Source organism: Niallia circulans (assembly GCF_003726095.1).
GTDB lineage: Bacteria > Bacillota > Bacilli > Bacillales > Cytobacillaceae > Niallia > Niallia circulans_A.
Genome location: NZ_CP026031.1, coordinates 1,431,626 through 1,454,461, shown reverse-complemented (window position 1 = coordinate 1,454,461; position 22,836 = coordinate 1,431,626). Strand labels below are relative to the sequence as shown.

The window sequence follows — 22,836 nt, the reverse complement described above, 5'->3', positions numbered from 1 at the left end:
TCGAACGAAGCGAAAGGATTAGTATGTGAGAACCTTTCATAAAAGAGAGTGAAGTTTATAAGCTGAAAGACTTCATAATGAAAGAACACAGAACCTGCCTCTCAAGTCCTACTACAGTAGGCGCATTTCTTGCGTTATCAGACAAAGTGGAATCAATATTTATATTGGTTCAATTAAGGTGGTACCACGGAAAGCTCATTTTCGTCCTTTTAATAGGATGAAAATGAGCTTTTTTAATTGGGTGTATTCGGAGTAACTTAGTACGGAGGAAATCAAATGGAGAAGAAAAGAATTGTTGTAAAAATCGGGAGCAGCTCTCTTACAAATACAAAAGGAGCAATCGATCAATCAAAGCTAAGTGACCATATCGCAAGCATTGCAAAATTAAGAGAATATGGGCATGAAGTACTTTTAGTATCATCTGGAGCAGTGGCTGCGGGCTTTGGAAAACTCGGCTATCCTTCAAGACCAGTTACATTGAAAGGGAAACAGGCAGCAGCAGCAGTAGGTCAAAGCTTGCTAATTCAAAGCTATAATGAACAATTAAGTAAGTTTGGGATTGTTCCCGCTCAAGTATTACTAACAAGAAATGATTTTTCCAAACGTGATCGCTACCGAAATGCTTATTCTACATTAACAGAATTATTAGAAAGAAATATCTTACCAATTATAAATGAGAATGACACTGTATCTGTAGAAGAATTAACGTTTGGAGACAACGATATGTTATCAGCCCTTGTTAGTGGACTTGTCCATGCCGATCAATTAATAATTCTCACAGATATTAATGGCTTATATGACAAAAATCCAAAGGAAGATGCCTCAGCAAAACGGATTGATTATTTGCCTGAAATAACGGTGGAATGGAAGGATGCTGCGAAAGGATCTGGGTCAAAGGTTGGAACTGGTGGCATGAAATCAAAGTTGATTGCAGCAGAAACAGCAAATTCCTTAGGAGTAAAGGTTTTTATCGGAAAAGGCGAGGGGGAGAAGAAGCTCATCGATATTATAGAGGGGAAAGGAGACGGAACCTATATTGGTTCTGATGCTTTATCATCTATAAACAGTAATCGTCAATGGATATCCCTTCATTCTACAGTAGAAGGAAGTCTGTATGTGGATGAAGGAGCAGAAATGGCGTTGCTAAATAAAGGTGGGAGCTTGCTTCCAGCCGGTATTTATAAAGTTGAAGGGCTCTTTGAAAAAGGAAATGTTGTCGAAGTCTATGGTGAAAAAGGAGTTATCGGTAAAGGGGAAGTACTCTATTCTTCTGAAGAGCTAAAAGCGATTATTACACAAAGAGCAGAAGAAAAAACAATGATAAAACATCCTAAAATCGAAGTTATTCACCGTGACAAATGGGTGAAATTATAAAAAGGAGAGATGGAAAATGGGCGAAGTATATCAAAAAGGTAAATTAGCAAAGAATGCAAGTTATCAATTATTAAATAAGACAACGGAACAGAAAAATGCAGCTTTATCTTTTATTAGTAAACAATTAATAGAAGATCAAGAATTAATAATAAAAGCAAATAAAATAGATCTGGAAAACGGGAAAGAAAATGGTCTATCTTCTTCTGTTTTAGATCGAATTATGCTGGATGAAAAGCGGATTAATAATATGGCCTTAGCACTAAAAGAGTTAATTAAACTGAATGATCCAGTTGGTGTAGTGGTGGAAGAAATCGAAAAAGAAAATGGCTTAAAAATTATCAAGAAAACTGTGCCAATTGGCGTAATGGGAATGATTTATGAGGCGAGACCAAATGTAACGATTGATGCAGCAAGTCTTGCTCTGAAAACAGGGAACAGTATTGTCTTAAGAGGAAGTTCATCTGCTAAGCAATCAAATCTGGCTCTTGTTGACACAATCCATCGCGCGCTGGAGAAATCCGCAATTCCAAAAGAAGCAGTCCAGCTAATTGAAGATACAAGCAGAGAAACAGCGAAAGAACTATTTCATTTGAAAGAATTTTTAGATGTATTGATCCCTCGTGGCGGCAAAGGGTTAATTGATACGGTAGTAAATGAAGCAACCGTTCCGGTCATTGAAACAGGAGCTGGCAATTGCCATTTATTTATTGATGAAACCGCAGAGTTAACTATGGCCCTTGCGATTAGTTTGAACGGCAAAACGCAACGTCCATCAGTATGCAATGCCTTAGAGACTATTTTAATAGAAACAAAATGGTTTGCTCAACATGGATTAGCACTATTAGAAGCACTACATCATAATGGTGTGGAGATTTATGGAGATGAAACTGTCTGCACTACTTTTTCTTTTGCAAAAAAAGCGACAGAAGAAGATTGGTATACAGAATACTCTGCTTTGAAAGTAAGTATAAAAACAGTAGATGGAGTGACAGAAGCAATTAACCATATTAATACTTATGGTACTAAGCATTCAGAAGCGATTATTACAGAAAATATTGAAAATGCCGAAACTTTTTTATCAGGAGTAGATGCAGCAGCAGTCTATCATAATGCTAGTACAAGATTTACAGATGGATTTGAATTTGGTTATGGGGCGGAGATTGGAATCAGTACGCAAAAACTGCATGCTAGAGGTCCAATGGGATTAAATGCTTTAACATCCTTTAAATATTTTATTTATGGAGAAGGTCAAGTTAGAAATTAATTGCTGGCAGTTTACACCAGGGTATGTCATAGTTCACGAAGATTGGATGATGTTATTGGAATATTTAAGTATTTTATTACCTATTTTCTTTATTTTTTCCGTTGGTTTCATTGGACAAAAGATGCTTCATATTGATATAAAATCTGTTTCAGCTGTATCTGTTTATTTGATGACGCCGTTGTTGTCTTTTAGCGTTTTTTATGAAACAACTTTTACAATAGACTATTTGTATATGACACTGTACGCATTAACGTTAGTATTAAGTATTGTCGCGATCGTTTACATTATTGGATTTTTTAGAGGTTATTCGGTTAGAAAGACATGCGGAATGATACTATCCTCGGCATTTATGAACAACGGTAATTATGGAACTCCGCTTGTTTTATTTGTTTTCGGAGAGCCAGGCTTGCACTATGCAGTTATCTTAATGGTTATTCAGCAATTAATTATGGTTACGATCGGTGTTTATTATGCAGCCAAAGGCTCTGTTGATGATGGAAATGGGAAAGATACTTTAAAAAAAGTATTAAAAGTACCAGTTATGTATGGAGCAATTCTAGGAGCAGTCTTGCATTCTCTTCATCTACCGATTGGAGCAACGATGCTTGAGGCTATTAAGCTAGTTGGCAATGCGGCGATTCCAACCGTCATGCTTGTTTTAGGAATACAGCTTGCTAATGTCCGTCTAAAAAATATTTCTTATCGCCCTCTATCTGTTTCATTGTTACTTAAACTTATAGTATCACCAGTGATTGCATGGCTGCTAACGCTTGTATTGCCAGTAGATGAGATATTAAAACAAATAATGATTCTGCTTGCTGGAATGCCAGCAGCAGCAAACACAACCCTTTATGCTGTCCAATATGGAACAGAACCTGATTTTGTATCAAGTGCAACCTTTTTTAGCACATTAGCTAGTTTAATAACATTGCCTGTTATTTTGTCTCTGATTTAATCATTATTGTAAAATTGACAGGGGATATCAGTTTTTCTGTTTAAGATCAGAGATGGGGGAGAAATATTCCATTTTATTTTAAACCTGAAAATTATGTGAGTATGCTAAGACATGTTCGGATAATTATTCGGGTTTTTACTCGTTTTTTTAGAAGAAAATAGCATTTGAAAAAAGAACTGGAATGAAAGAACCAATTCATACGTTAAACTATATACAATGGCTAAATGAAGAATGCTAGTCTTTAAAGGCGTAGATTTGAGCAAAAAATTAGATTGGAGAGTCATATTTCATATTGCATTATAGCGATAGGAACGATACAATACTAACAAAGTACATTTTATTTCTAGGTAGGTGAAAATATGTTCAATAGAGAGCTAGTAAAAGGGAGTACATCTTTAATACTTCTACAGCTATTAGCAGAGAAAGAAATGTATGGTTATGAACTAGTCAAAGAAATGGAAAAAAGAAGTGATTATTCTTTGCAAGTAAAAGAAGGGACCTTATATCCCGCTCTACATAAATTAGAAAAACAAGAATATGTAGAATCTTTTTGGAAAGAATCAGAAAAAGGACCAGCAAGAAAATATTACCGAATTACCGATTCTGGTCAGCAAATATTGGAGCAAAAAACAGCAGAATGGAAAAACTTTGTGCAAACGATTGATAAAGTGATTGGGAGAAAGGGAATATGATTTCTTCAAAAGAATCCTACATGAAACAGCTGCGGGATTTACTCAAAGATCATGAGCAATCTGAAGAAATATGCATGGAGTATGAACTTCATCTAATAGACATATTGGAAGAGATTGCTTTTGAAAAACAATGTTCAGAAGAAGAAGCGTTAATTATGGCAATCCAAAGATTAGGAACACCACTAGAGGTTGTTGCCATGTATCAAGAAGAGTTAAACATGACTGCGAAAAAAACGCAATGGAATTTCTTTTTCGCTAATTTGTTTTTCTTTGTCGGCGGAATTGGTTTGACGATCATTTATCATCGCCTATCTAATCCAACAATCAGTAAATTATGGTCACTCTTAACCAGTATTCCATTTTTTCTTATTGTTCTTTACTTATTCTTTTGGCTTTTACTTGGATATGAAGTAGGCAAGGAATTTGGCCTTGGCGGAAAAAAACTTTTACTGAAGACATTTTGTATTTCATTAGTTCCTAATCTATTGCTTATGTGTTCCGTTGTCTTTAAGATTATTCCATTAACACTCTTTGATCCATTATTAACACCGGAATTTGTCCTTATCTGTATTTCTTTTACGATAATGTTATATCCAATATGTTATCTTGCCTTTCGCTATGGAACAACAAGATCGGTATAAGTTGTTCTTTTGTATACTACCTAGTATTACTGTGCAACGAATTTCTTTTTATTTCACTATATAGATAAACTATGTAAAGGGAGGGAAAATAACTTGAACAAGAAAAATTTCATTTATTTTATAAGCTGTTTTTTACTGGCAATTATTGCAGAAATAACGCTATTTACAGAGACAATTGGAATTTCCCTTAGTATTTTTGTTGTTGTTTTTTATGTTTTTTATTTTTATCTAACGAGGAAACAAACGCACACACATCGTTTAATTGGTATATATCTATTTGTGTGCATATGGCTATTATCATTGTCTTTTGTTTTCATAGCTAATCCTTCTTTTTATTTCTTTAATTTTATTGTTATTTTTAGTTTAATTGGTTTTCATACCACGTTATTAACAAGTCCTTCTTTTCTTAGTTGGTGCAATACCGATGTTTTCTTTTATTTAAGAAAGAAAGTCTCTTCCTTTTTTAAATTAGGAAAATATTTAACCTTTCTAGTATGGAAATCAGTAAATGCACGTTCTGATGAAAGGAATTATATCGCTATAAAAAGAATAGTATTAGGAATGGTAATTGTAATGCCAATTTTAATGTTATTAATTTTCCTGCTTAGTTCCTCAGATCAGCATTTTAATAATATGATGGTAACCATAATCACCCGGCTTTTTTCATTCCATATAGATGGAATAAGTACATTGCTAAGAATAGGTTTAATATTTGTTTTTCTATTACTATTCATGAAGACAATTAGTAAAAGGTCGATTATTATTCCAAGCGAAAGAAAAGGAAAACAAGGAAGATGGGAGCAAACAACTTTATTAACCATTTTACTTTTCATTAATGGGCTGTATATATTTTATACCATCGTACAGTTCCAATACTTTTTCAATGATGTATTATTGAATGGTTTTACATATGCTACCTATGCGAGAAGAGGATTCTTTGAACTTATTATCGTGACTGTGATTAACATATCAATTATTTTGTTAGTAAATAGCTTTGCTAAAAAACGCACTCTTTTTTTAAAAATATTTTTATCCTGTTTAATTGCTTTTAGCTTTATCATTCTTTTGTCTGCTCATTTACGATTATCTTTATATGAACAGGCGTATGGATATACATATTTACGATTATTTTCTCATTCCTTTATTTTACTCTTAGCGGTATTTTTCTCCTTCACATTGATAAAAATTTGGATGAAGAAAATTCAACTTATGCGTTTTTTCTTATTATTTTCCCTGTTATATTACTGCAGCCTGAATGTCATGGATATCGATCGCATAATCGTTAGCAAAAATTTGCAGCGGTTTGAGGAAACAAACTTAATTGATTTTCTCTATATAGATTCTTTATCTTATTCAGCTATTCCGGTTCTAGTAGATTATTACGAAAAAAATCCTGATATGGAGAGCGTAAAACAATTATTGCTTGCTAAAAAGGAACGCCTTCAGCAGACAGATCAAAAATGGCAGAGCTATAATATCGTGGAAGACCGTGCAAGAAAGTTACTTAATGCAATGGAGTTGCCTAAGAAAGTGCCTGAAAATCATGAAGAGAATAAATATCGATTAGAAGAATAATTTTTTTGACCCCGTATCTTTTTCGCTACCTGAAACGTTCTATATATAAACAGTAAAAGGAGGGATTTATCAATGAGGATGGAAATGCAAAATATAAAAAATCTGTATCAAAAACTCGATTCCTATTGTCGGTATCTTTCCTTAGATAAATGGGAACGAGAGGATTTAATTCAAGAAGCCCTTTTAAAAGCGATGGAAAATTATCAAGATAAAGATATTACACCTGCTTTGCTTAAAAAAATAGCTGATAATCAATGGATTGATAAAATAAGAAAAAAACAAGATATTATTGGTATCCAAGTAAAGGAACCAAGAGCAGAAGAAAAAAATTTAACCTCTATGATGCTGGCAGAATTTCTATCTGAAAAATTAACCTTTAAGCAAGGGATTGTCTATCTGCTCGTAGAGGGGTTTCAATTTCGCTTAAAAGAAGTTGGAGAATTATTAAATATAACAGAAACTGCTGTGAAATCAGTATTGTTCCGAGCTAGGAATCAAGTGAAAAAAGAGGCGATGATCGTTAAAAATCAGCATGATGAAGATAAGGAAAACATGCAAAGGATGTACTATGAAGTACTTAAGAGAGAAGATCCCGCTATTCTAATTAATTCAATCTATAAAAACATCCTTTTAGCTAAAGAAGATAAAAAATATTTGTCTCAACAGCCAATGCTTATGGCCGCATAATAATAGAATACAGGAGGTTAATAACAATGAGTACTATTCCTTATGTTATTGAACAATCAGCAAATGGAGAAAGATCCTATGACATATATTCAAGACTTTTGAAGGATAGAATTATTATGCTTGGGGATGAGATCAATGATCAAGTTGCTAATAATATCGTGGCTCAGCTGCTATTTCTTGCAGCAGAAGATCCAGAGAAAGATATTTCTATATATATCAATAGTCCTGGCGGTTCCACCTCTGCTGGTTTTGCTATTTATGATACGATGCACTATATTAAGCCAGATGTTCGGACGATTTGTACAGGAATGGCAGGATCCTTTGGTGCGTTATTACTTCTTGCTGGTACGAAAGGAAAAAGATATGCCTTACCGAATAGCGAAATTATGATTCATCAACCATTAGGTGGAACGAGAGGGCAGGCAACAGAAATTGAAATATCTGCGAAACGAATATTAAAACTTAAAGAACATATTAATCGTATTATGGCAGAGAAAACGGGCCAGTCTTTTGAGAAAATAGCAAATGATACAGAAAGGGATTATTTCATGAGTGCTGAAGAAGCAAAAGAATATGGCATTGTCGATGAAATAATTAGCGTGAAATAAAAAGAGGCGGAGCAAAAGGAGTCTAACCGAATATAAAACCGAACGAATATACGGCGATAGTTAAAGGGTAGCGTATATTTCGTTTGGTTATTTGTTTTTTGGTAAAAGTATTGTAGTAGCGGCCTATTCCATTGTGATCTCCGAAGCAGGATCTAGGAATTCTCGCGGCTTTCTTAAGAGAGTATCTAGACTTCTCCCTTTTAGTTAAATTCTTTCTTTCTTTCTCTACTTACATTATACCATTACTAACAGTACTATTTATAGACTAGTTTTTTTATAATTTCCCACTATACTAATATTGTTCTACAAAAATGAAAATAATAATTTAGGAGTGCATTGAATGAATATTAAAACAAACGCTTTAGACAATGGCCCGTTTTTTCATGGTACGAAAGCAGAACTGAAAATTGGCGATTTATTAGAACCTAATCACCTATCAAATTACCAAGATAAAAAATCGAACCATATATATTTTACTGCAACGATTAATGCTGCTAAATGGGGTGCTGAATTAGCAAGGTCTACTTCAAAAGAACGTATTTATATTGTAGAACCATTAGGTGAGTTTGAAAACGACCCGAACGTAACGGACAAGAGATTTCCGGGAAACCCAACTCGTTCCTATCGTTCTAAGTCTCCTTTGAAAATAATAGCGGAGTTAGGCGCGTGGGAAAGACATTCTGATGAAGAAATAAATCATATGCTTGAATCTTTAAAAAAATTAAGCGAAGCAGGAAAAAATGTAATTTACGATTAAGTCACATAACGATAGAGAAGATTAGCGTCTAGCTTCATTTCATGTATAATAGAAAGGGCATATGAAAATATTAGGTCGGAAAGTTAAAGGTGGCAAAATGGAAATCGTAACAGTACAAATTGAAACACCATTTGAGAAAAATTTATTAAATGGAAATCCCTTAATTTATAAAGAAGCTATAAAAGCTAATATTTCTCTTGAAGAAGGGCAAATAATAGATGTTGTAACAAAGAAAAACAAATTTATTGGCAGAGGATATTATGCCATTCAAAATAAAGGAATTGGTTGGATTTTGACAAGAGAAAGAAACATTCCTATTGATGATTCTTTTTTTGAAAATCGATTAAAAAAAGCAATTGATAAAAGAGCAGCCTATTTTAAGGATCCTGAAACGACAGCATTTCGGATCTTTAATGGGGAAGGCGATGGAATCGGAGGCTTTTCTGTTGATCTTTACCAAAATTATCTGTTAATCCAATGGTACAGTATTGGCATTTATAAATATAAAAGCTGGATTGTTGAATCGTTGCAGCGATTATTAGAAATAGACGGAATCTATGAGAAAAAAAGATTCGATGATAATGGAACATATATGGAAGACGATGATTTTGTGGTTGGTAAAAAAGCTGATTTCCCCCTTACTATTTTAGAAAATGGGATTAAATACGCAGTAAACTTGAATGAAGGTGCGATGACAGGAATCTTTTTAGATCAAAAAGATGTCCGTAAAACAATTCGAGATCAATATGCAAAAGGGAAAAATGTTCTAAATACTTTTTCTTATACAGGGGCTTTTTCGGTTGCGGCAGCTGTTGGTGGTAGTTTATCGACTACTAGTGTTGATTTGGCAAATAGAAGCAAGCAGAAAACGGCAGATAATTTTCTGTTAAATGATATTGACTTATCGAGTCAAAAAATTATCGTAGAAGATGTTTTTCACTATTTTAAATACGCAGTGAAGAAACAACTAAGCTTTGATATGGTCATTCTAGATCCTCCTAGTTTCGCACGTTCAAAAAAGCATACTTTTCGCGCAGCAAAAGACTATACTAATTTACTTAAAGAAGCAATTGCCATAACCAATAATGGCGGAATTATTGTCGCTTCCACTAATTGTGCAACCTTTGATATAAAGAAGTTTAAGGGATTTATTGATGCTGCCTTTCATCATCAGAAAGAAACATATCAAATAGTTGAACAATTTGGTTTACCTGCCGATTTTGCGAATATTAAAGAAGTAACAGAAAGTAATTATTTAAAAGTTGTTTTTATAAAAAAACTAAAGTGATATCTTAGAATATTATTTTCGATTTGAAATATCAAAGAAGGATTTTGCTGTTCAATAGCAAAGTCCTTTTTTATGAAAAAGAAGGGTTTACGTGGTTTAAAAACACTTGTAATCTTATAGAGAAAGATTCCTTTTGCTTGGCTATGCTTTGAATAAAATATTTTTTGTTTAAAAGGAGAACGGAAAAATGACAATTAAAGCAATTATTTTTGATTTGGATGATACACTACTATGGGATAAAAAAAGTGTACAAGAAGCTTTTTTTAAAACATGTAAATTGGCAGAAGAAAAATATAAAATTTCTCCTGTACGTTTAGAAGAAGCTGTGCGGAAGGAAGCCAGAGCTTTATATGAAGGTTATGATACATATGAATTTACGAAAATGATCGGGATTAATCCCTTTGAAGGACTTTGGGGAGAATTTCTTGAAGAACATGCTTCTTTTCCAATAACGAGAGAGATTATCCCGGTTTACAGGAAAGATGCATGGACAAAAGGATTACTAGCACTCGGAATTGATGATCCCGAATTTGGCGAAGAATTAGCGGAAGCTTTTCCAGAAAACAGAAAGACATCTCCTTACGTATATGAAGAAACATTTTCTGTCCTTAATCAATTAAAGGGTAAATACTCATTGTTATTATTAACAAATGGATCGCCTCATTTGCAAAATACTAAGCTATCTATTACACCAGAAATTTCTCCTTATTTTGATCATATTGTAATTTCTGGCGATTTTGGCAAAGGTAAGCCTGATCCTTCTATCTTTGAGCATGCTGTTTCTTTAATAGGTGTAGATAAAACTGAATGCTTAATGGTGGGAGATAATTTAATGACAGATATTTTAGGGGCTAATCGGGCGGGAATAAAGTCCGTTTGGATTAATCGTGAAAAGGCTGCAAAGCAGGATGTACTGCCCACATATGAAATACATCACCTTGAAGAATTATTCGCTTTATTAGATTAAGAAAGAAGAAAAGACTAGTGATCATTGGAGACATTTTGCCTCTTATGACGACTAGTCTTTTCATTTTTTAATTCATTATTGTGATTGTTCATTAGGTAATATATGTCTAAAAGGAACAGGTGAAGCTAAGATGACGGAAGTATTAATAGTGCCATAAGGAATTAAGCGGTCGACCAAGTTTCTCATTCCGTCAATTCCAGAAACAGCTGCTTTAATAATATAACTGACAGTACCGGTTACACGATGGCATTCAATAATGTCTGCTTCTGTTTTAATAAATTCCTCAAATGCATGTGGTTCTTCTTTTAGTTCACTGATTTGAATGTATAAAAGCGTTTCTCTCCCCAACTTTGCAGGTGAAATTCGGGCGCTGAATTCTAAAATTATCCCCTTTTCTTGCAATCTTAATAATCTTTCCGAAACACTCGGGCGACTCAAAGCTAATTTTTTGGATAAATCACTAACCGTAATTCTGGCATCTTCTTGTAAAATTTTTAGTAGTTGTATGTCAACCTTATCCATTTTAATGAATACTCCTTTTTGCAAAATGAATGTAATGATGCATATATTTATGCGAAATAGAGGAAGTACAAGGTAATTACATTCATATTGGTATGTAAAAACACTTCGATATATTCTATCATTATATATGTAAGAATTCCACCCTAAAATCACAAATTTTTAGGATTTCACCGATAAATCCTCGTTTATCTTCCGCTTATCATGATTACTATAGGAGTGTGTGGCATTGAGAAAAATAATTGTAATGATGTTTGGTTGTTTAATTACATCATTCGGTCTGTTTTTATTAAAAGGGTCAGCAATTGTTACTGGTGGAACAGCAGGACTCGCATTAAGTATCTCTTACTTATTACCTATTTCATTTTCCATCTTATTTACTTTAATAAACATACCGTTTTATATTTTATCCTACTTTAAAATGGGGAAGAAATTTACGTTATCCACCATCTTAGCTGTATCCTTAGTTACTTTATTTTCCTATTTATTATCCATCATTCTACCGCCGCTCGCTCTATATTCCCTACTAGGGTCTATCATCGGTGGCTTTATTATTGGAATAGGAACTATTATTTTGTTTATGAATGGTTCGTCTTTAGGGGGAGCACAAATTCTGTCTATTACGCTTCAAAAACAATTAAATTGGAATATGGGAAAAACAAATTTTATTTTTGATTCAATTGTTATTTTAATTGGCTTGTACAGTGTAGGATTAATTAGAGGTCTTTACAGCATTGTGTCAGTATTTATCATTTCGTTTATGATGAGTACGTTTAAGGAAAAAATAGCTAAAAGAAATACGAGTAATGCTAATATCGAAAAAGTTAACTCTGTGGTTGAAACACAATCTGTTTAACAATAGGAACCCCTAACTCCTCTCCTTCATATGAAAGAGGGGAGTTAGAGGGTTGTTTTTTGTTATAATAAAAAGGATATTCTTTATATTCAATATTATAATAAGGAAAAATAATTGACAGTGATAATCATTTTCATTTAAAATGTAAACAAATAACGAAATGAATAGGAAGGTGTAAGATATAATGAAAAATGATTTCATTGTTTTAGCTCCATTTCAATATATGATCGAATGTACCTGTCCTAGACCTGAACATACATTCATTCTTGATTTACATAAAGGGGATATCATTACCATTACTGAAGAAAAAAAATACGTTGATTCGCTTGGCTGGCTACTGCTTGTTATGGTAAATGACTATAGTTTCTTCATGTTTATCGATGAAATAGAAGAGTTTATTGCGAATAAAAAGATTACTTCCTTAATGGATATGGAATTAAGAATGAATTATTTAGAATATAAAGTAAATGAATCGTTAGATGGCTTAAATAAAGAGCAATTTGAGCTTTTTGCCAAGGAGCTTAATGATTTAAAATCCATTCAAAATGAGCTTGCGTTGATTTGATTATATAAATTTTCAAGAGTAATCCATGTAGATAAATTGGATTGCTTTTTTATTTTTATAAACGGATAGCGAAACAATCTAGTAAATCCTATGAAAGAGCCAAGGAGATTTTTTACAAAAGAAACAGAAAAAATGAATTAATTCAAACATAAAGTCTTGAATATTTGCAAACGTCTTTCTAGAAGATTACAATGGGATAGTATTATGAAGAAGGCAAATGTTCGCTTAGGAGGATTATTAGATGAAAGTCAAAATAAACAGACACGCTGTTAAAGTACTTAATCAAATGTTAGAAAAGGCTGAAGAAGGAGAAATGATTCGTGTATACATAACAGAGAATCATGGAAACCATGCACATTACGATTTAAAATTGGACAAGAAGACAGAACATGATGAAGTGGTGCAGTCTGATAAAGATATTCCTATTTTATTAGATACAAGAGATGCAGATTTCTTGGATGGTGTTTGGATTCAATATTTCCATGTTCCACAGCCAGGATTCACTATTTATAATCCATCAAAAGAACAACATCATCATTAAAAAAACAGGAAGTGGAAACACTTCCTGTTTTTTTATATTTGCTTTTGTCCTCATTTTAAATGAGATATTTCCATACTGATTGTTATATGTTATAATTAACTCCTAAATGAAAGTTGTTCTGTATTTAATCCGTCACTTTTAAGCGTAACAGAGCATTTAGGTTTACATATTTCATTTTTTAGGCTATATACTTTAAATGACATAAATGATGAGAATCAAGAAAAAATAATATTTAGGTCTCATATGTTCCCATAAATCTACCAGAAAATTTACATAAAAATCCAATGGAAGTTAATTGTTGTATGATTAATATAAAAAATAGATGATTTCTTAAAGATCTATCTTATCTATCTATTAATTATCGATTTTTGTTAATGAATTTTTAAAAGAATAATGATAGGATTAATGGTAATAAAGTATTTATGTTAAAAAATTTAGATTAAGGGATGGTAATCTAATGACAACAACGATAAAAGGAAATGAGAGCAGTTTACCTTTACGAAAAGATGTGAAACACCTTGGTAATATTCTTGGTGAGGTACTTATCCACCATGGTGGCCAAGAATTATTAGACAAGGTAGAAATAATTCGTAAATTAGCAAAAGAACTGCGGGAAACGAATAATGAACATACATATAACCAATTAAAGTTCGAAATGGAAAGACTAGATAAGCCAGTTCGCAGACAAGTTATTCGAGCATTTTCGAAATATTTTCATTTGGTGAATGTTGCTGAGTTAAATCACCGTATACGTCGTAGAAGAGAATATCAGCTAAGTCAAGAAAAAGGTGTACAGCCATATTCCATTGATCGTGCAATCATGGCATTTAAACAAAAGAATTTATCTGAAGAGACCATTCAAGAAGTCTTAAATACTCTTTCACTTGAACTTATTATTACAGCACATCCAACAGAATCAACAAAACGTACGATTTTAGAATCGCAAAAGAGAATTGCTAATATCTTAAAACAACTTGATAACCCAATGTTGACGAAGAAAGAGAGACAGCATTTAAACGATGATCTCTTTGAAGAGATAACGATCATGTGGCAGACAGATGAATTACGGCAAGAGCGTCCTACCGTAATGGATGAAGTTAGAAATGGTCTTTATTATTTTGAGCAAACATTATTTGATGTATTGCCAGAAATCCATCAAGAGGTTCAGGATGCACTGGATGAAAACTATCCTAATTTCGAATGGAAAGTACCTAATTTCTTATGGTTTGGTTCTTGGATTGGTGGAGACCGAGATGGTAACCCAAATGTAACACCTGATGTTACATGGCAAACACTGCATAAACAAAATGAATTAGTCATCCAAAAATACATTCATGCAGTAGATGAATTGATGAAGAGATTCAGTCATTCTACTAATCGTGTTAAGGTTAGTTCAAAGCTTATTCAGACAATTATGGAGGAAGAACAACTATATCTTACACCAGAAAAGAAATGGCCAGTTGAAAAAGAAGTTTATCGCCGGAAATTTTCAATTATTTTAGAAAGATTAAAAGAATATGGCAAATCTGAAAAAGGCTATGTGAAGGCAGAAGAGCTACTTGAAGATTTATATTTAATTCAAGAAAGCTTCGCCTTGCATCAACCAAAAGCCCATCAGCAAAAAGATTTACAAAAATTAATTCGACAAGTGCAATTGTTCGGTTTTCATTTAGCAACTCTGGATATTCGTAATCATAGTGGAGAGCATGAGGCAGCTATAGATGAGATTCTGCGTAAAGTTGGCATAACAGATAATTATAAAAATTTACCAGAAAATGAAAAAATAAGAATTCTTGAATCTGTTTTGAATGACCCTCGTCCTATTCTTTTATTAAACGAAGATTATTCAAATGAAACACAGGAAATGATTAGCACATTTAACATGATTAGAGAAGCACATAAGAAATTTGGAGAACGAGCTATTAATGTTTATTTAATCAGTATGACCCAGTCGCCAAGCGATATTCTTGAAGTACTTGTATTAGCAAAAGAAGCTGGAATTTATCGACTGCATGCGGATGGAACCGTAGAAAGTCACTTAAATGTAGCACCATTATTAGAAACAATTGATGATTTAATCGCGGGACCTAAGATTATTGAAACATTATTCCGCATGCCGGTTTATCGAGAACATTTAAGACAACATAATGACCAGCAGGAAATCATGCTAGGATATTCTGATGGCAGTAAAGACGGTGGCACATTAACAGCAAACTGGAAATTATTTAAAGCTCAGCGTGAAATTCACGAAATGGCTAGTAACTATCAAATCGGCTTGAAGTTTTTCCATGGTCGTGGTGGTTCACTTGGTCGCGGCGGCGGTCCGTTGAATAAGAGTATCCTATCTCAACCAGGTGAAACATTAGGGGATGGCGTAAAAATTACGGAACAAGGGGAAGTATTATCCTCGCGCTATTTATTAGAAGATATTGCTTTTAGAAGCTTGGAGCAAGCAACTTCTACATTGCTCATGGCAATTGCTCATATTTCAAAGGATATTAGCGAACATAAAGAAGAGAGAAATCTTTGGGAAGATTGCATGGAAGAAATATCTGCTATCGCGCTTGCAAAATATCAATCATTAGTTTTTAATGACCCTGATTTTATGACTTATTTTAAAGAGGCAACTCCTTTAAATGAAATAGGAAATTTAAAAATTGGTTCACGGCCAATGAGCAGAAAAAATACAACAACTTTTGAGAATCTTCGTGCTATTCCATGGGTTTTTGCATGGACTCAAAGTAGACAGCTTCTGCCCGCTTGGTATGCTGCTGGTACTGGATTAACAGAGTTTGCTCAGCAAAAGCCAGCTAATATTGAAATTTTAAAACAAATGTATGCAAAGTGGCCATTTTTCCACTCGACAATTGATAATTTACAAATGGCCTTGATGAAGGCAGATTTAACAACTGCTAGAGAATATTCTTCTCTTGTGGAAAATGAAGCAATCGGCAATCGGATTTATCAAAATATTAAAGAAGAATATGATAAGACAAGAGCTATTTTATTAGAAATCACTGGTATAGAAGAATTACTTGATCACACACCTTCTATTCAAGAGTCTGTTTATAGAAGAAATCCATATGTAGATCCATTGAATTTCTTCCAAGTTGATTTAATTAAACAGCTTCGTGAACAAGAAGTTCTTGACAAGGAATTACTGAATCAAGTTCTATTGACCATTAATGGTATCGCTGCTGGTTTACGAAATACAGGCTGATTTGAGGATAGCCTGAAAAAAAGATGAGTCTAATCTCAGACTGTAGACAAACTCCTTGAAATTCGAGGTTTTGTCTATGGTTTTTTTGTATAACCTCTTCTAATGGAGTGGTGTTTCCGCTACAGGGTTTTGCTTTCATATATGACAAAAGGGGATCAGAATGAAAACATTCTGATTCCCCTTTTGTTGATAAACTGAGAGGACAAATTAATATTACTCCTCTTTTTATTTCCCAAAATTATTTATATGATGCTAAAAATTCTTCTACCTGTTCAGGTGTTTTGGCATTGGCGCTGTGTAAGTGGCCAATTTTTTCACCGTCTTTAAAAACTAACAGACTTGGAATTCCCATGACATCATACTTTTCAGCTATTTCAGGAAGCTCATCTTTATTTAAACTATACCATTTTTTGTCATTATTTGCTTCCATGATTTCCCCAATGAACATATCCATTCTTGTACAATCAGGACACCAAGTGGTAAAAAACTTCACAATATTTGTATTACCATTGTTAATAATTTCCTCAAATGTTTCTACTGTTTTAATTTCATTCATATCTTTAAGCTCCTCATTAAATAAATTCCAAATAACTATGAAAAGTTACTACAATTTTTATTATACACATGAAACGTATTTCTTTCCTCCAAAATGCATTCTTTTCTCTAAGCATTTTATTTGCATTATAACGTTAGAAAGATAAGAATATACAAGGTAGGAGATGAAGGATGCAAACAATATGATATTGCCATTATAATTTATATTTATGCAGTTATTTTTTGACCCCTTATTTCGTTATAATAAATGAAATGTTGTCATATGATAAAGAGGGTTCATTTTGCGGTTTCAAGTAAGAGGAGGTAACAAATGAGTTCAACAAAAATAAACATCTCACCAGTGGAAAATACGTACATACGCTTAATATTAGCAATAGAGAATATGGATAAAGAGAAATTAGTAGATCTAGGTGATTCCTATTTACTAAAAGTCAATAAGAAAAATAAAAGCGGTAACGAACTTCACTTTTCCATGCTTTTTAACAAAAAGTTGATAAACAAAGTAGCAAGAAGTACGAATCCAACTGTAAATATTACAAAAAATAAACATCTTATCTCTCTTGAAATCACTATTATGCTTGATTTAACAGAGCCAATAAAAGAAGAGAATTTTTTCTGGATAAAAAAAGAATTTGCCAGCACTCCAGCATTTGAAATCTCCTACAAAATGAATGAAGAATATTTTGATAAGAAAATATTACAGCATCTGAACAAAGAAGCAAATGAGGAAAGTACAGAAGTTTAACAAAAAAGGATCAGTTTCCGTTTTAGGAGACTGATCCTTTTTGTTAAGGAATGATTACTTATTCTTCGATTAATCCAAGCCATTTTAAGCCATTGTAAATACCTGAATCGGTAACAGATGTGGTTGTATGCTTAGCATAGGAAAACAACAACTCATGTGCATTCCCCATCGCGAATCCTTCTCCAACTACTTGGAGCATTTCTTTGTCATTTAGGCCATCTCCAAAAGCAATAGAAGCTTCTTTCTCGATTCCTAATCTTTTTAAAATAAGGGAGACAGCAAACCCTTTATTTACTTTATCACTAATAACATCATAGGAATGTCTAAATCCATCGATATTAACTTGTGATAAGTGGATATCAGGGAAATCTTCGTATAGTGAAATATCTTCCTCTCTTAAATTGATTATAGTAATTCCTAGAATATTCGCTTTTTCATCTAGAGTAAAAGCTCTATTTTGCTTTAAGTGGAATTTTGCACTAAATTGTTTTGTCATTTTCCCTTCAGGGTGGGAAAGTAAATTATGAGTATTTGTATATAAAATTAGTTCATTTCCTTTTTCATTGGCAATGTCTAAGTATTTCGTGACCAAGTCAGGACTCATCGGTTGTCTAAAAACATCTTTTCCATTATGTATTGCATATGCGCCATTATAACCGATAAACGATTCTATGGCGAGTGTCTCTCCAATATGTGATATTTCATGCAGTGGTCTTCCAGTTGCTAAAAAGACCTCTAATCCTTTTTCTTTCATTAATTGCACCGCTTTTTTTGTGGAATCTTGGATCGTATCTTCTGGTGTTAAGATAGTTCCATCAATATCTAGGAACAAAACTTTATAAGTAATTGACATTTTTACCTCCATTAAATTTACATTTCTTCAATACCATACTACCATATAAAAAGGACAAATGAAAAAGAGTAACCAAAAAGGGAAATTATTTGGCTACTCTTTCAGCAGAATTTAAATGTTATCCATTATTTGAAAATTTTCCACCAGGATCTCCTTTTTTCTTGAGCAGCTGCGGCATGACGAAATGTTTGTACAAGTTCTTGAAAACTTCTTTCTCTTTGTTTAATTTCTTTATTCAGTTGTTCTCTTTCTAGCTGCAATGTTTCCATAAAATATTGATCATTTTCATTTAATTGCTCGACTGTTTTGTTTAGCTCTTCATTTGATTTCGAGAGATGCTCAATCATTGATTTAATTTCTTTTGCGGAAGAAACATTAGATGTCCATTGTTTCGAGTAGGTTTTTCTTTCAGCTTTCGAAATTTGGGAAAGTTTTTTGATTTTCGTTTGAATTTCTTCATATTTTGTTGTCGTAGTTTCTGCGTTTTTATGTAAAAGTTCGGAAAATTCATCTAAATGTTCGTATGTTTGTGTCTGCGTTTCCTTTACTGTATTAGTAATATGGGAAATTGTTTCTTCATGACCAGCTTTTATTTCCTTTGAGATCGTTTCTAATACCTCTGTTTTAATCCCATTTCTAATTTCATCTTTCACTTCTTCAAGAAAATCTTGTTTATAATTTTCCAAGGAAGAAAGTAATAGGCGAAAGTTTTGTTCTGTAATTTGTGATTTCGCCGTCTCAACAGGTTCTAAAGCTCCCTTTTTAGGAAGCAATTCGATGGTTGTGTTTTCGCTTTTTTCTTTTATTTCCACAATCTTTTCTTTCTTAGGTCTGTTAAGGAGCATTGTTAATGTTTCTTTTACTTCAGCTGTTTTTCGTTTCTCTTTATATAAATTTTTCACCTCATGTAGGAGGGTTATTTCTTTTTCGGTATAAATACGTGCTCCTGTTTTGGTTCTAGGTATCACGATAATTCCTTGAAATTCCTTTTCCCATTGTTTTAGCATTGTTGGCGTTGTCGTCAGTTTTTTTGATGCTTCACCTATCGTATATGCTTTCATTTTTTCTCTCTCCTTTTGAATAATCAATTTAATTGACCATCTTTACTGTATGTATTTAGAGAAGCGGGAATTAATTTCCTGCAACAAGACAAAAGCTATCAAAACTTCTGATTAGTTGACAAATTTCCCACTTTTTCTAATTTAGGAAACGATATTATTAATTCCTTTCTTCATTTATGTGTAGGTATGTTCATAAATGTATAAACTAAGACAATCGAAAGGTGTGCTCGGAGAAAAGGGGAGACTTACATATGAAAAAGAAATTCTTTGTTAGTATTTGTATTACTTTTATCCTTTTTATACATGCCAACCCTCTACTTACAAAAGCTTCTGATGAAAATCACAAGGAATCTATCTTTCCACTTCGAATTTTAGAAACAACGGATATTCATTCCTATCTTTTAGATTATAATTACGAAGAGAAAAAGAAAACGATTGAATATGGATACAATCGTGTTGCAAGTTTAATATTGCAGGCAAAAAAAGAACAAAGAAATACAATGTTGTTTGATGTAGGGGATGTAATAAAAGGAAGTCCACTTGCTGAATATGTAGCAAGTTCGCCGATGTTTTATTCTAGTGATATTCATCCAGCCTATAAGAGCATGAATTTAATGGGATATGACGCGGCAACGGTAGGGAATCATGAGTTCAATTTCGGATTAGATTTTTTGTTAAATACACTAATAGGGGCAGATTTTCCCTATACGAATGCCAATATTTATGTAGATGATCATAATGGTTATGAACAAGATGATATTCATTTTTTTCAACCTTTTCTACTATTAGATAAAATATTAGTAAATGATCAAGGAAAAACGGAAAATATTAAGGTGGGTGTCATAGGATTAATTACTCCAATAACCGGGGTATGGGACAAGGAGCATTTGGAAGATAAACTTATCATAAAAAATATGCAAAAAACAGCAGAAGAAATTGTCCCACAAATGAAAAAAGCTGGCGCAGATATAATTGTTGCTTTAGTGCATGCCGGTTTATATTCTGATCAATATTGGCCAAAACAAGGGAATAATGTCAGAGATATTAGCAAAGTCAAAGGAATAGATGTTATTCTTTATGGTCACTCGCATGGTATCTTTCCAGTTAAAGGAGAAAAAGGACCAAAAGGTGTTAACCATGAAAAAGGTATAATTAATGGAAAACCGACGGTCCAGGCAGGAAACTGGGGAAATCACCTTGGAATAATTGATTTAACGCTTAAGAAGAAAAAAGGAAAATGGGCAATTGTCGATTCAAAATCAACTGCAAAACCAATTATTAGGATTATAAAAAACAAAAAAATACCGATTGTTTCCCCAATGCCGCAATTGGAATATATTCTTTCGCGATATCATCAAGATACATTAGAGTATATAAACAGTAAGCAATTACTAAATCATTTTGATTAATATATTCGCAGAAATTTCAATATACAGGCAATAAAGTTGAAGGGAAGAACGGAACAGCTTTATAGTAAGTAGAGAGAAGGGGTTGGATATATGGGAAAAACATTACAGGAAATAAAATATTCCGTTCTTGATTTAGCACCGATTAGAGAAGGAAGCAATGCTGCTGAAAGTTTTAAAAATAGTTTAGAACTTATTCAACATGCTGAACAGTGGGGTTATAACCGCTATTGGGTAGCTGAGCATCATAGTATGCCTGGAATTGCTAGTAGTGCTACTTCGGTATTAGTTGGCTATTTAGCTGGGGGTACAAGCAAGATTAGAGTCGGAGCAGGCGGAATTATGTTACCGAATCATTCGCCTTTAGTTATTGCTGAGCAATTTGGTACATTAGAATCTATGTACCCCAATCGTATTGATTTAGGTCTTGGAAGAGCGCCTGGCAGTGATCAACTGACGGCAAGGGCATTAAGACGTTACCATCAAAGTGATGGAAGTGATTTTCCTGAATTGCTAGAGGAATTAAGAACGTATTTTAAACCATATGAAGAGACGAATTTACCAGTAAGGGCTATACCAGGGGAAGGGGTAACGATACCGATTTGGCTGTTAGGCTCTAGTGACTTTAGTGCTAGATTGGCTGGTCAACTTGGTCTGCCTTTTGCATTTGCTAGTCATTTTTCGCCAGACTATACGATTCCTGCACTTAATACTTATTATCAATCATTCTGTCCATCAGAAATTTTAACGAAGCCATATGTGATGGTTGGAGTGAATATTATTGCAGCAGACACGGATGAAAAAGCGGCCTATCTTGCTTCATCTTCTCAGCAGCAGTTTTTAAGTCTTATCCGGAACAAGCCGACACAACTGCAGCCCCCAGTTTCCAATATGGAGGAGATGTGGAGTACTTATGAGAAAGCTATTGTTCACAAGCAATTGAAAGCATCTATTATCGGCTCCAAAGATACAGTTACTCAGAAATTACAAACATTTTTAGAGGAAACCCAAGCGGACGAAATAATAATCAACACACAAGTGTATTCTCAATCTGAACGTCTTCGTTCATATGAAATTGTAAAAAATATTTTAAAATAAAAAGGCTGTAGCAAGTACAAAATGATATTATTTCATTTTGTACTTGTTTTTGTGTATGATAAAGCTATAGATATTTTGTCAGCTGTAAATACTTGGAGGGAACTGTTGTGAAAACAACTATGAAGTTGGTTAATCAAGAAAAAATCAAACAGATTTTAAAACAAATGGTCGATGATGCTTATGCTAATATAAAAGGAGAAGAGGTTTTACTTTGTATGGAATGTTGTGACGTAGATTTATACGTTGCGGCAGAATCTTGCGAACCATTTATAGAGGCAGTGAAAGTAAACTTTGAACTTGATGATTTAGGTGAAATTATGGATAGAGAAGCATACCACATATTAATGAGGGAACTCGATGAATACTATGTGGATTTACATGTGAAGTCTGGCTATTATGATTATTTTCCAGCAGGCACATATAAAGTCGATGGGAGAGAAGAGGAGTCAGAAACCAATGTTCTGGCACCTAAAGGAGTATTTTATGCGCCGTTTGAAGACGCGGTAATTAAATAGATTCTTTGTTAATTTTAAAGGCCAGGGATTTTTTATGTATTCCTGGCCTTTAGCATAGAAGAATAGTTGATTTTTAATTCACCTATTCAAGAAT

The 22,836-nt window shown here is 33.3% G+C and carries 23 protein-coding genes; 19 read left to right on the top strand and 4 right to left on the bottom strand.

From position 1 onward, the window contains the following. Positions 1-276 precede the first annotated feature (276 nt). The 11 genes from proB to C2I06_RS06770 all read left to right on the top strand — a co-directional run bounded on the left by proB (position 277) and on the right by C2I06_RS06770 (position 10,808). Positions 277-1,374 (top strand): glutamate 5-kinase, encoded by a 1,098-nt coding sequence (gene proB, locus C2I06_RS06820; protein WP_095328920.1) that lies wholly within the window; start codon positions 277-279, stop codon positions 1,372-1,374. Positions 1,375-1,390: 16 nt separating this feature from the next. Beyond that, on the top strand, positions 1,391-2,638 hold the full coding sequence (locus C2I06_RS06815; protein WP_095328919.1) for a glutamate-5-semialdehyde dehydrogenase: 1,248 nt from the start codon (positions 1,391-1,393) through the stop codon (positions 2,636-2,638). A 55-nt stretch (positions 2,639-2,693) separates the two neighbouring features. Continuing rightward, positions 2,694-3,593, top strand: a complete 900-nt coding sequence (locus tag C2I06_RS06810; protein WP_095328976.1) for an AEC family transporter — start codon at positions 2,694-2,696, stop codon at positions 3,591-3,593. Positions 3,594-3,952: 359 nt separating this feature from the next. Next, entirely contained in the window at positions 3,953-4,285 is a 333-nt protein-coding gene (locus tag C2I06_RS06805; protein ID WP_095328918.1) for a PadR family transcriptional regulator, read from the top strand. Then, complete coding sequence (locus C2I06_RS06800; protein WP_095328917.1) at positions 4,282-4,926, top strand: hypothetical protein; 645 nt, start codon at positions 4,282-4,284, stop codon at positions 4,924-4,926. Before C2I06_RS06805 ends, C2I06_RS06800 begins: the two co-directional genes overlap by 4 nt. 93 nt (positions 4,927-5,019) lie before the next feature. Further along, positions 5,020-6,501: a DUF4153 domain-containing protein gene (locus tag C2I06_RS06795; RefSeq protein ID WP_123257733.1), complete on the top strand. Its 1,482-nt coding sequence runs from the start codon at positions 5,020-5,022 to the stop codon at positions 6,499-6,501. 72 nt (positions 6,502-6,573) lie between these two features. Next, positions 6,574-7,188, top strand: coding sequence for a sigma factor (locus tag C2I06_RS06790; RefSeq protein WP_095328915.1), 615 nt, complete (start codon positions 6,574-6,576; stop codon positions 7,186-7,188). A 26-nt stretch (positions 7,189-7,214) separates the two neighbouring features. After that, positions 7,215-7,796 carry an ATP-dependent Clp endopeptidase proteolytic subunit ClpP gene (gene clpP / locus C2I06_RS06785; RefSeq protein ID WP_095328914.1) on the top strand — a complete coding sequence of 194 codons (582 nt, stop codon included), beginning with the start codon at positions 7,215-7,217 and terminating at the stop codon, positions 7,794-7,796. 340 nt (positions 7,797-8,136) lie between these two features. Then, entirely contained in the window at positions 8,137-8,553 is a 417-nt protein-coding gene (arr, locus tag C2I06_RS06780; RefSeq protein ID WP_095328913.1) for an NAD(+)--rifampin ADP-ribosyltransferase, read from the top strand. Positions 8,554-8,650: 97 nt separating this feature from the next. Further along, positions 8,651-9,841: a class I SAM-dependent rRNA methyltransferase gene (locus tag C2I06_RS06775; protein ID WP_095328912.1), complete on the top strand. Its 1,191-nt coding sequence runs from the start codon at positions 8,651-8,653 to the stop codon at positions 9,839-9,841. 187 nt (positions 9,842-10,028) lie between these two features. Then, positions 10,029-10,808 carry an HAD family hydrolase gene (locus C2I06_RS06770; RefSeq protein WP_123257732.1) on the top strand — a complete coding sequence of 260 codons (780 nt, stop codon included), beginning with the start codon at positions 10,029-10,031 and terminating at the stop codon, positions 10,806-10,808. A 75-nt stretch (positions 10,809-10,883) separates the two neighbouring features. Here C2I06_RS06770 and C2I06_RS06765 read toward each other — a convergent pair whose 3' ends face one another. Continuing rightward, positions 10,884-11,330, bottom strand: a complete 447-nt coding sequence (locus C2I06_RS06765; protein WP_047940607.1) for an Lrp/AsnC family transcriptional regulator — start codon at positions 11,328-11,330, stop codon at positions 10,884-10,886. A gap of 226 nt (positions 11,331-11,556) precedes the next feature. Here C2I06_RS06765 and C2I06_RS06760 point away from each other — a divergent pair, with 226 nt between their 5' ends. From C2I06_RS06760 to ppc, 4 genes are all read left to right on the top strand, one after another. Next, positions 11,557-12,183: a YitT family protein gene (locus C2I06_RS06760; RefSeq protein WP_095328910.1), complete on the top strand. Its 627-nt coding sequence runs from the start codon at positions 11,557-11,559 to the stop codon at positions 12,181-12,183. 184 nt (positions 12,184-12,367) lie between these two features. Further along, positions 12,368-12,748 (top strand): hypothetical protein, encoded by a 381-nt coding sequence (locus tag C2I06_RS06755; RefSeq protein WP_095328909.1) that lies wholly within the window; start codon positions 12,368-12,370, stop codon positions 12,746-12,748. Positions 12,749-12,989: 241 nt separating this feature from the next. Next, positions 12,990-13,289 carry a heme biosynthesis protein HemY gene (locus C2I06_RS06750; RefSeq protein WP_061796239.1) on the top strand — a complete coding sequence of 100 codons (300 nt, stop codon included), beginning with the start codon at positions 12,990-12,992 and terminating at the stop codon, positions 13,287-13,289. 457 nt (positions 13,290-13,746) lie between these two features. Next, the gene (gene ppc / locus C2I06_RS06745; RefSeq protein WP_095328908.1) at positions 13,747-16,509 is read left to right on the top strand and encodes a phosphoenolpyruvate carboxylase; all 2,763 of its coding nucleotides are present in this window, start codon (positions 13,747-13,749) and stop codon (positions 16,507-16,509) included. Between the two features lie 238 nt (positions 16,510-16,747). Here the strand turns inward: ppc and C2I06_RS06740 are convergent, their stop codons facing one another. Continuing rightward, positions 16,748-17,065: a thioredoxin family protein gene (locus tag C2I06_RS06740; RefSeq protein WP_123257731.1), complete on the bottom strand. Its 318-nt coding sequence runs from the start codon at positions 17,063-17,065 to the stop codon at positions 16,748-16,750. Positions 17,066-17,374: 309 nt separating this feature from the next. Here C2I06_RS06740 and C2I06_RS06735 point away from each other — a divergent pair, with 309 nt between their 5' ends. Continuing rightward, positions 17,375-17,809 (top strand): hypothetical protein, encoded by a 435-nt coding sequence (locus C2I06_RS06735; RefSeq protein ID WP_095328906.1) that lies wholly within the window; start codon positions 17,375-17,377, stop codon positions 17,807-17,809. A 58-nt stretch (positions 17,810-17,867) separates the two neighbouring features. On the opposite strand, the gene C2I06_RS06730 is transcribed toward C2I06_RS06735, so the two are convergent. After that, entirely contained in the window at positions 17,868-18,662 is a 795-nt protein-coding gene (locus C2I06_RS06730) for a Cof-type HAD-IIB family hydrolase (protein WP_095328905.1), read from the bottom strand. 125 nt (positions 18,663-18,787) lie between these two features. Then, complete coding sequence (locus C2I06_RS06725) at positions 18,788-19,723, bottom strand: helix-turn-helix domain-containing protein (RefSeq protein WP_123257730.1); 936 nt, start codon at positions 19,721-19,723, stop codon at positions 18,788-18,790. A gap of 251 nt (positions 19,724-19,974) precedes the next feature. On the opposite strand from C2I06_RS06725, the gene C2I06_RS06720 reads away from it, so the two are divergent. The 3 genes from C2I06_RS06720 (at position 19,975) to C2I06_RS06710 (ending at position 22,742) form a co-directional block, all read left to right on the top strand. Next, positions 19,975-21,132: a metallophosphoesterase gene (locus C2I06_RS06720; protein ID WP_095328903.1), complete on the top strand. Its 1,158-nt coding sequence runs from the start codon at positions 19,975-19,977 to the stop codon at positions 21,130-21,132. Between the two features lie 90 nt (positions 21,133-21,222). Beyond that, complete coding sequence (locus C2I06_RS06715; protein ID WP_123257729.1) at positions 21,223-22,227, top strand: LLM class flavin-dependent oxidoreductase; 1,005 nt, start codon at positions 21,223-21,225, stop codon at positions 22,225-22,227. 107 nt (positions 22,228-22,334) lie between these two features. Continuing rightward, complete coding sequence (locus C2I06_RS06710) at positions 22,335-22,742, top strand: hypothetical protein (protein ID WP_095328901.1); 408 nt, start codon at positions 22,335-22,337, stop codon at positions 22,740-22,742. The last annotated feature ends 94 nt before the right edge of the window (positions 22,743-22,836 follow it).

What these genes read in the sequence shown, in the direction of transcription:
- proB (WP_095328920.1), top strand. Translation starts at nt 277, where the DNA reads ATGGAGAAGAAAAGAATTGTTGTAAAAATCGGGAGCAGCTCTCTTACA.
- C2I06_RS06815 (WP_095328919.1), top strand. Translation starts at nt 1,391, where the DNA reads ATGGGCGAAGTATATCAAAAAGGTAAATTAGCAAAGAATGCAAGTTAT.
- C2I06_RS06805 (WP_095328918.1), top strand. Translation starts at nt 3,953, where the DNA reads ATGTTCAATAGAGAGCTAGTAAAAGGGAGTACATCTTTAATACTTCTA.
- C2I06_RS06800 (WP_095328917.1), top strand. Translation starts at nt 4,282, where the DNA reads ATGATTTCTTCAAAAGAATCCTACATGAAACAGCTGCGGGATTTACTC.
- C2I06_RS06790 (WP_095328915.1), top strand. Translation starts at nt 6,574, where the DNA reads ATGAGGATGGAAATGCAAAATATAAAAAATCTGTATCAAAAACTCGAT.
- clpP (WP_095328914.1), top strand. Translation starts at nt 7,215, where the DNA reads ATGAGTACTATTCCTTATGTTATTGAACAATCAGCAAATGGAGAAAGA.
- arr (WP_095328913.1), top strand. Translation starts at nt 8,137, where the DNA reads ATGAATATTAAAACAAACGCTTTAGACAATGGCCCGTTTTTTCATGGT.
- C2I06_RS06775 (WP_095328912.1), top strand. Translation starts at nt 8,651, where the DNA reads ATGGAAATCGTAACAGTACAAATTGAAACACCATTTGAGAAAAATTTA.
- C2I06_RS06770 (WP_123257732.1), top strand. Translation starts at nt 10,029, where the DNA reads ATGACAATTAAAGCAATTATTTTTGATTTGGATGATACACTACTATGG.
- C2I06_RS06765 (WP_047940607.1), bottom strand. Translation starts at nt 11,330, where the DNA reads ATGGATAAGGTTGACATACAACTACTAAAAATTTTACAAGAAGATGCC.
- C2I06_RS06755 (WP_095328909.1), top strand. Translation starts at nt 12,368, where the DNA reads ATGAAAAATGATTTCATTGTTTTAGCTCCATTTCAATATATGATCGAA.
- C2I06_RS06750 (WP_061796239.1), top strand. Translation starts at nt 12,990, where the DNA reads ATGAAAGTCAAAATAAACAGACACGCTGTTAAAGTACTTAATCAAATG.
- ppc (WP_095328908.1), top strand. Translation starts at nt 13,747, where the DNA reads ATGACAACAACGATAAAAGGAAATGAGAGCAGTTTACCTTTACGAAAA.
- C2I06_RS06740 (WP_123257731.1), bottom strand. Translation starts at nt 17,065, where the DNA reads ATGAATGAAATTAAAACAGTAGAAACATTTGAGGAAATTATTAACAAT.
- C2I06_RS06735 (WP_095328906.1), top strand. Translation starts at nt 17,375, where the DNA reads ATGAGTTCAACAAAAATAAACATCTCACCAGTGGAAAATACGTACATA.
- C2I06_RS06730 (WP_095328905.1), bottom strand. Translation starts at nt 18,662, where the DNA reads ATGTCAATTACTTATAAAGTTTTGTTCCTAGATATTGATGGAACTATC.
- C2I06_RS06725 (WP_123257730.1), bottom strand. Translation starts at nt 19,723, where the DNA reads ATGAAAGCATATACGATAGGTGAAGCATCAAAAAAACTGACGACAACG.
- C2I06_RS06720 (WP_095328903.1), top strand. Translation starts at nt 19,975, where the DNA reads ATGAAAAAGAAATTCTTTGTTAGTATTTGTATTACTTTTATCCTTTTT.
- C2I06_RS06715 (WP_123257729.1), top strand. Translation starts at nt 21,223, where the DNA reads ATGGGAAAAACATTACAGGAAATAAAATATTCCGTTCTTGATTTAGCA.